The sequence below is a fragment of the Mycobacterium sp. genome, assembly GCF_025933915.1.
Taxonomy (GTDB): domain Bacteria; phylum Actinomycetota; class Actinomycetes; order Mycobacteriales; family Mycobacteriaceae; genus Mycobacterium.
This window is the reverse complement of record NZ_JAICZA010000182.1, coordinates 1-8053: the sequence shown is the minus strand read 5'-3', so window position 1 is coordinate 8053 and position 8053 is coordinate 1. Positions and strand designations below refer to the sequence as shown.

Below are 8053 nucleotides of genomic sequence, written 5' to 3'. Positions count from 1 at the left end.
GACTTTCCGCGCGGTGTCGCGCAATTCGTCGGCCGCCGCCGGAGCGTCGAGCGCGATCACGTCCGCGCCCTCGTCGGCGAAGCGCTCGCAGTGCACCCGCCCGCTTCCCTTGGCGGCGCCGGTGACCACGACAACCTTGTCCAGCAATCCCGTCATTGTTCGATGAGATCGAAGCCCCGGTAGCCGGCCTCGGCGACCTCGGCGCAGATGTCGTTGTAGGTTGCGAAGCCCCCGACGAACAGCATGAAACCCCGCGGCTTTCCCGGCACATTCGCGCCCATGTACCAGGAGTTCGCCTTGGTGAACAGCGTCGTCTCGGCCCGGCGGGCACATTCGGCGCCCCAGCCGTCGACGCTGTCGACGGTGGCTTCGATTGCGGCGTAACCGTGGTCGTCGAGGAAGGCGATGGCCTCGGCGATCCAGTTCACCTGAGCTTCGGCGTGCAACACCATGTTCGCCAGCACGGCGGGCGCGCCCGGACCCGAGATCAGAAACAGGTTGGGGAAGCCGTCTACGCCCAGCCCCAAAAAGGTGCGGGGTCCATGCGCCCAGTCGTCGCGCAGGGCGCTGCCGTGGCGCCCAACGATATCGATCCTGCCCAGCGCTCCCGTCATCGCGTCGAAACCCGTTGCCAGCACGATCGTGTCGACGTCGAAATGGGCTTCGGTGGTATTGATCCCGGTGGCGTCGACGGACTCGATCGGGGTGGCGCGGACGCTGACCAGCGACACGTTCGGGCGGTTGAAGGTTTGAAAGTAGTTGCTGTCGGTGCAGATTCGCTTGGTGCCGATCGGGTGATCTTGGGGAATCAGCAGGTCGGCCACGGCCGGATCGTCGATGATCGCCCGGACTTTCTCCTCATAGAAGCGGCGGGCCTCTTCGTTGGCTCCCAGGTCGGTCATCTGGTCCGGGAACGTCTTCGAGAACAGCACACCGCCCAGTTGCCAGCGCTTTTCGAACGCTGCGTTGCGCTCCTCGGGCGTGAACTGCATGGTCGGCTTCGGGGCGGTGATGTGCGGTGAGCCACCGCCACTGCGCCACGACAGCGCGCGCCGCTGCGCATATCCGGCCTTGAGGTCGTCGAGCTCTTCGACGGACAGTGGTCTGTTGCCCGCCGGGACGCTGTAATTGGGTGTGCGCTGGAAGACGTAGAGGTGTGCGGCCTGCTCGGCGATGATCGGGATCGATTGAATGCCGGAGGATCCGGTGCCGATGACGGCCACCCGCTTGCCGGCGAAGTCGACGGGATGCTGCGGCCAGTGCGCGGTGTGGTGGATCTCGCCGGCAAAGGTGTCTAGGCCGTCGAAGTCAGGGGTCAGCGCGGCCGACAATGGGCCGGTCGCCATGAGACAAAACCGCGCCGAGATCGTCTCTCCGGTATCGGTGGTGACTGTCCAGCGCAGCGTCGTCTCGTCGAGCGCCGCCGAGATCACGCGGGTGCTCAGCGCGATGTCGCGGCGCAGGTCGAGTTTGTCGGCGACCCAGTTCAGATACTCGAGGATCTCGGCCTGGGTGGCATAGCGTTCGGTCCAGTTCCATTCCTGCTGTAGTTCGTCGGAGAACGAGTAGCAGTAGTCGACGCTCTCGACGTCGCAGCGCGCGCCGGGATACCGGTTGTAGTACCAGGTGCCGCCGAGTTCGGGCGCGGCTTCCAGCACTCGCACCGAGAGTCCCTGGCTACGCAGCTTGTGCAGGGCGTACAGGCCGGCGAACCCCGCGCCGACCACCACGACATCGAGAGACTGCCGGCCGGGATCGTTCACAAGTACTCACCGTAGGGCCTCGGGCGTCGCGAAGCGCTCCCCCTCCCGGTCACCGGACGCCGGAGGCGAGTTTTCCCGACCACCGGGCGCGCGGGCTCGCCGGCGCGCGCCGGTGACCCACGATCGGCGCATGTCCCACGTCACGCACGTCGAAGTCGATCTGGACGGTCGACGGCATCGTTTGCGCTGGCCCAGCAACCACACGCTGGTCGAGACATTGCTCGAGGCGGGGACCGCCGTGCCGCACTCATGCCGCGAACGCCGCTGCGGTTCGTGCGTGGCGACCGTCGTCACCGGCCAGGTCCACCTGCCCGCGTGCGACGTGCTGGATGCCGGGGCTCTCGAGGAGGGCCTGATTCTGGCCTGTCAGGCGAGGCCGATCGGCACGGATGTTCATGTCGAATTTTGACCGTGTGGTGTCCGCTCATCGGGATTTCCTTTGGGACGGGCCGTGACTGCGGTAGACCATTACTAGGCACCCACAGGTAAGGACGACAAACATGAGCGAGCGGGTAATCGACCGGGTCGTGGCCATGGCCGATCAGTTACGCGACCAGGCCGCCGAAGCCGAACACCTCGGCCGGCTCACCGACGACACCGTCAAGCTGATGAAGGGCGCCGGCCTGATCCGGCTGCTGCAGACCAAGCAGTACCAGGGCTTCGAGGTCCACCCCCGCGAGTTCGCCGAGACGACGATGGCCACCGCGGCGCTGGATCCGGCGGCCGGCTGGATCGTCGGCGTGGTGGGCGTGCATCCCTACCAGTTGGCCTATGCGGACCCGAAGGTCGCCGCCGAAATCTGGGCCGACGACGTCGACACGTGGATGGCATCCCCGTACGCGCCGCAGGGCGTGGCCAAACCGGTCGACGGCGGCTACATCTTCAACGGCCGCTGGCAGTTCAGCTCGGGCACCGACCATTGCGACTGGATCATCCTGGGGGCCATGCTCGGTGACGACAAGGGCATCCCGTTGATGCCGCCGCAGATGCTGCACATGATCCTGCCGCGCAAGGACTACGAGATCGTCGAGGACTCGTGGAATGTGGTGGGGTTGCGCGGAACCGGCTCCAAGGACGTCATCGTCAAGGACGCGTTCGTCCCGACCTACCGGACGATGGACGCGACGAAGGTGATGGACGGCACGGCCCAGCGCGAGGCCGGCATGACCGAGCCGTTGTATCTGATGCCCTGGTCGACGATGTTCCCGTTGGGCATTTCCGCGGCGACCATCGGCATCGCCGAGGGTGCGCTGGCCGCGCACCTCGACTACCAGCGGGGCCGGGTGGGCGCCACCGGGACCGCGATCAAGGACGACCCCTACGTGATGCACGCGATCGGCGAGGCCGCCGCCGACATCAACGCCGCCCGCCAGGAGCTGCTGGCCAATGCCGACCGCATCTACGACATGGTCGCGGCCGGTAAGGAGGTGTCGTTCGCCGACCGCGCGGCCGGGCGCCGCACCCAGGTTCGCGCGGTATGGCGGGCCGTGTCGGCCGTCGACGAGATCTTCGCCCGCTCTGGCGGCAACGCGGCGCGGATGGACAAGCCGCTGCAACGGTATTGGCGTGACGTGCACGTCGGCCAGATGCACGCCATCCATGTGCCCGGCACCATCTACCACGCGTCGGCGCTGAGTTCGATTGGCATCGACCCGCCCGAAGGCCCGCTGCGGGCGTTGATCTGAGGAGCTTTCAGTGACAGATCTGAAAAGCCTTGGCTACATTACGGTTTCGACCGCTGATATCCAGCGTTGGCGCCATTTCGCGTTCGGTGTGCTGGGATTCGCCGAAGGAAAAGGACCCGACGAATCCGCGCTGTATTTGCGGATGGACGAGCGGGCGGCACGGATCATCGTCGTGCCCGGCGACGTTGACCGGGTGATCACGGTCGGCTGGGAGGTACGTGACCACCAGGCGCTGCAACGGGTCAAGGCCGCACTGGACGGCGCCGGTGTCGCCTTCAAGGAATTATCCGTCCAGGAGGCCGACGCCCGCCGCGTCGAAGAGGTGATCACCTTCGAGGACCCGGCCGGCACGACGCTGGAGGTGTTCCACAGCGCAGTGCTCGACCACAGCCCGGTGATCACCCCGTTCGGCGCGAAGTTCGTGACGGGCGATCAGGGTCTTGGCCACGTCGTCGTACCGGCGACCGATTTCAACGGTGTCGTCGACTTTTACACCGAGGTGCTCGGTTTCCGGTCTCGTGGGGCGTTCCGGGTGCCGCTGCCCGCGGAGTTCGGCCCGATCCGAGTACGGTTCCTCGGCATCAACGCGCGCCATCACAGCCTGGCCATCTGCCCCGCCGCCCAGCAGCGCGACCCCGGGCTGGTCCACGTCATGGTGGAGGTGGACACCCTCGACGCCGTCGGCCAGGCGCTGGACCGCGTCAACGCCGATGGCTTCACCGTGGCGTCCACCCTGGGCCGGCACACCAACGACAAGATGGTGTCCTTCTACGTCCGCGCGCCCGGCGACTGGGACATCGAATTCGGTACCGATGGGATGCGAGTCGACGAAACGTACTACACCGCAGAGGAAATCACCGCCGACAGCTATTGGGGCCACGAATGGATTCCGGATCCGCCCGCGGCCATGCGCATGTGATGACCGAATTTGACGTGACGCCGATCGCGGCGTCGTCGATCAACTCCTGGGACGCCGAGGCCGACGTCGTCATCGCCGGATACGGGATCGCCGGCGCGGCCGCGGCTGTGGAGGCTGCGCGCGCCGGCGCCGACGTCTTGGTGTTGGAGCGCACCGGATCCTGGGGTGGTGCGGCGTCGATGGCGGGCGGCTTCATCTACCTCGGCGGCGGCACGGCACTGCAAAAGGCCTGCGGCTTCGATGATTCCGTCGACAACATGGCCGCCTTCCTCAATGTCGCGATGGGGCCAGGTGCCGACGAGAACAGGATCGCCGACTACTGCGCCGGCAGCGTCGCGCACTTCGACTGGCTGGTCGGCTGCGGCGTGCCGTTCAAGGCCGAGTTCTTTGCCGAGCCCGGCTGGGAGCCCATGGGCGATCAGGGGCTGATGTACAGCGGCGGCGAAAACTCCTACCCGTTCAACACCATCGCCTCCCCCGCCCCGCGCGGGCACGTCCCGCAAATGCAGAACAAGAAGCAGGGCGAGGCCAGCGCCGGCTACATGCTGATGAAGCCACTCGTCGAAACGGCCACCGCCGCCGGCGCGCGAGCGCTCTACGACGTGCGGGTGCAGCGGCTGATCGTGGAATCCGACGGCCGGGTGGTGGGCATCTGCGCCCGCCAGTACGGCAACGACATGGCCATCCGGGCGCGCCGCGGAGTCGTGCTCGCCACGGGCAGCTTCGCCTACAACGACTCGATGGTGGCTCAGTACGCACCGCGGATCGCCGGGCGGCCCGCCGCTTCCATCGAGCAGCACGACGGGCAGTCGATCCGGATGGCGCAGGCGCTAGGCGCCGATCTGGCGCACATGGACGCCACCGAGGTCGCGATCTTCGTCGACCCCCAGCAGCTGGTGCGCGGCATCCTGGTCAATGGACGCGGTCAGCGCTATGTCGCCGAGGACACCTACCCGGGACGGATCGGTCAGCTCACCCTGTACCAGCAGGACAACACCGCCTACCTGATCCTCGACGACGACGCCCAGACCGAGGCGATGAACTCGTGGTCGCCCAAACTCATGCTGCGCCCACCGACCTGGGTGGCCGACACCGTTGCCGAGCTGGAACGCGACATGGGCCTTCCCGTCGGCTCACTCCAGGCGACCGTGGCGGCCTACAACGACGGCGCAGCCCGGGGCGAGGACCCGCTGCTGCACAAGAAGCCCGAGTGGATCACGCCGATCGGCGTCCCGGTCGGCGCGATCGACCTGCGGGAAAGCACCGGTGGCTTCACCTTGGGCGGGCTGGCGACCACGCTGGACGCCGAGGTGCTGCACGTCAGCGGCGCGCCCATCCCGGGGCTCTTCGCCGCGGGCCGTTGTACCGCCGGACTGGCCGCGTGGGGGTACGCCAGCGGTGTCTCGCTCGGCGACGGCAGCTTCTATGGGCGCCGCGCCGGCCGCTCGGCCGCCAAGGGCTGACTTTCCTTCGTGAGGTCTGGGCGCACTGCCCGCGGGCGTAACGCCACGGCGGAATATCGCGCCGAGATTCACCCCTGCGTTACGAGCGCGAGCGGGAACTGCCGCTTCCTCCTCGCGTGGTGTGTGACAGCGGCCACAGGGGTGTGATAGAACTATATTCCTAATAGGAATATGCCAGCCAGGAGGACTTATGTCGGCGCCTGTCGAAACCCCCACCGCGGTCATCGACCGCATCTCGCTGGTGCTGGACGCGTTCGACGGGCCCGGACGGCTGACGCTGGCTCAGATCGTGCGGCGTACGGGCCTGCCGCGCTCGTCGGCGCACCGGATGCTCGAGCGCCTGGTGCAATTGCGCTGGCTGCGCCGCAGCGGCCGCGACTACGAGCTCGGCATGCGGCTCGTCGAGCTGGGCTCGCTGGCCGTACACCAGGATCGGCTGGTGCGGGCGGCCGGCCCGTTGCTGGGCGAATTGCACCGCGCCACCGGGCTTGTCGTGCACCTGGCGGTGCTGGACGGAGCCGACGTCGTCTACCTCGACAAGGTCGGCGACCACAGGATCCCCACGCGCGTGGGTGCTCGTCAGCCCGCCCACTGTACGGCCGTCGGCAAGGCGATCCTGGCCTACCGCGACGGTGAGTCCGAGCTCGACCTGCGGGTGCGTCAGACGAAGTACTCGATCTCCAGCGGTACCCAACTCGCCGTCGAGCTGGCAAAGGTGCGCGCCCATGGCGTCGCCTTCGAGCGTGAGGAGTCGTTGCTCGGATTCGGTTGCGTCGCAGCGCCGATCGGCGGTCCCGGCGAGGCCCAGGAAGTGGTCGCCGCGGTGTCGGTATGCGGCCCGATGAATCGCATGATGTTCGATCAACGGCTGGCCGCCCCGGTGCGCATGACGGCGATGGGCATCTGGCGCAACGTCGAAGACGGCCCGCAGCGGGTGGCGCCGACGCTGCAGCCGTTGCGTCCGTTGCGGCCACAGCATCCTGCCCCGACGCAGCGGCCGGCCCTGCAGTACGCGTGAACCTCGACCCGCAGATCGCCGCGATCATCGAGCAATTGGATGGCGGGTTCCCACCGGTCCACCAGATGAGCGGCGGCGAGGCCCGAGCGCTCATCCGATCCAGGTTGGTGCCGTCGGCACAGCCCGAATCCATCGGCGAGGTCGCCGATCGCTCGGTCGAGGGTCAGGGCGGCCCGATCCCCGTGCGCGTATACCGGCCCGAGGCCGTGGGGCCGCTCCCCATCGTGGTGTACGCGCACGGCGGGGGGTTCGTGTTCTGCGATCTGGACAGCCACGACGGGCTCTGCCGCAACATCGCCAACCGTGTTCCCGCCGTAGTTGTTTCGGTCGACTATCGGCTGGCCCCGGAGCACTCCTGGCCGGCGGCCGCCGAGGACGTGTACGCCGTGACGTGCTGGGCCTCCGACCACGCGGCCGCGCTCGGGGCCGATCCCGGGCGCCTCGTCGTGGCCGGCGACAGCGCCGGGGGCAACCTGGCCGCGGTGACCGCGGTGCTGGCCCGCGACCGCGGCGGTCCGATGCCGGCCGCCCAACTGCTGCTCTACCCGGTGATCGCCGCCGACTTCGACACCGAGTCCTACCGGCTGTTCGGCCAGGGCTACTACAACCCGAAGCCGGCGCTGCAGTGGTACTGGGATTGCTACGTGCCGTCGTTCGAGGACCGCGCGCACCCGTACGCCACCCCGCTGAACGCCGACCTGCGCGGGCTGCCGCCCGCCGTGGTGGTGGTCGCCGGCCACGATCCTCTGCGCGACGAGGGATTGGCCTTCGGCGCTGCGCTCGAGGCGGCCGGCGTGCCCACCGTGCAATTGCGTTACGAGGGCGGCATCCACGGTTTTATGACGATGCCGATGCTCGACATCGCACACGAGGCGCGCAAAGAAGCGGCGGCCGCACTAGCCGATCTGCTGCGACGGTAACCCGTTGGTGCGCAACGGTTCCGCAGTGCCGTAGCGCTGGTCCGGATCCAGCACGCAATGGGTCCGCCCGAAGACGGTGACCATACACTTGTTGTTGTGGGTGCACCGACTGCGTGCGGTCGGATCGGCGATCATCCTGGAGACCAGGTCCGGTTCGCGCAACAGCGCACGCCCCATCGCCACGAAATCGAAGCCTTCGCGCATACCGGTCTCCACGTGCTCGCGGTTGGTGATGCCCCCCAACAGGATCAGCTTGGTATTGCGCATGACAGGGACGAACTGGCG

At 67.7% G+C, this 8053-nt stretch carries 8 protein-coding genes and 1 pseudogene; 6 read left to right on the top strand and 3 right to left on the bottom strand.

Features of this window, described 5'->3' with window-relative positions; genetic code table 11:
• Nucleotides 1–156: SDR family NAD(P)-dependent oxidoreductase (locus Q0W90_RS21225; RefSeq protein ID WP_297776393.1), on the bottom strand; the 156-nt coding region annotated here is incomplete at its 3' end.
• Nucleotides 153–1763, bottom strand: coding sequence for an NAD(P)/FAD-dependent oxidoreductase (locus Q0W90_RS21220; protein WP_297776390.1), 1611 nt, complete (start codon nt 1761–1763; stop codon nt 153–155). The genes Q0W90_RS21220 and Q0W90_RS21225, both read right to left, overlap by 4 nt.
• Nucleotides 1764–1893: 130 nt before the next feature.
• Between Q0W90_RS21220 and Q0W90_RS21215 the strand changes: the two genes are divergently transcribed.
• From Q0W90_RS21215 to Q0W90_RS21190, 6 genes are all read left to right on the top strand, one after another.
• Nucleotides 1894–2172: a 2Fe-2S iron-sulfur cluster binding domain-containing protein gene (locus Q0W90_RS21215; protein WP_297698695.1), complete on the top strand. Its 279-nt coding sequence runs from the start codon at nt 1894–1896 to the stop codon at nt 2170–2172.
• A gap of 91 nt (nt 2173–2263) precedes the next feature.
• The gene (locus tag Q0W90_RS21210; protein ID WP_297595607.1) at nt 2264–3448 is read left to right on the top strand and encodes an acyl-CoA dehydrogenase family protein; all 1185 of its coding nucleotides are present in this window, start codon (nt 2264–2266) and stop codon (nt 3446–3448) included.
• A gap of 10 nt (nt 3449–3458) precedes the next feature.
• Nucleotides 3459–4367, top strand: coding sequence for a biphenyl-2,3-diol 1,2-dioxygenase (bphC, locus tag Q0W90_RS21205; protein WP_297698693.1), 909 nt, complete (start codon nt 3459–3461; stop codon nt 4365–4367).
• Nucleotides 4331–5830 (top strand): FAD-dependent oxidoreductase, encoded by a 1500-nt coding sequence (locus Q0W90_RS21200; RefSeq protein ID WP_297776387.1) that lies wholly within the window; start codon nt 4331–4333, stop codon nt 5828–5830. Before bphC ends, Q0W90_RS21200 begins: the two co-directional genes overlap by 37 nt.
• Nucleotides 5831–6020: 190 nt before the next feature.
• The gene (locus Q0W90_RS21195) at nt 6021–6848 is read left to right on the top strand and encodes an IclR family transcriptional regulator (protein WP_297698691.1); all 828 of its coding nucleotides are present in this window, start codon (nt 6021–6023) and stop codon (nt 6846–6848) included.
• The gene (locus Q0W90_RS21190) at nt 6845–7768 is read left to right on the top strand and encodes an alpha/beta hydrolase (protein WP_297595611.1); all 924 of its coding nucleotides are present in this window, start codon (nt 6845–6847) and stop codon (nt 7766–7768) included. Before Q0W90_RS21195 ends, Q0W90_RS21190 begins: the two co-directional genes overlap by 4 nt.
• On the opposite strand, the pseudogene Q0W90_RS21185 reads toward Q0W90_RS21190, so the two are convergent.
• A pseudogene (locus Q0W90_RS21185) lies at nt 7745–8053 on the bottom strand (NADH:flavin oxidoreductase); the annotation flags it as partial. The gene Q0W90_RS21190 and the pseudogene Q0W90_RS21185 overlap by 24 nt on opposite strands.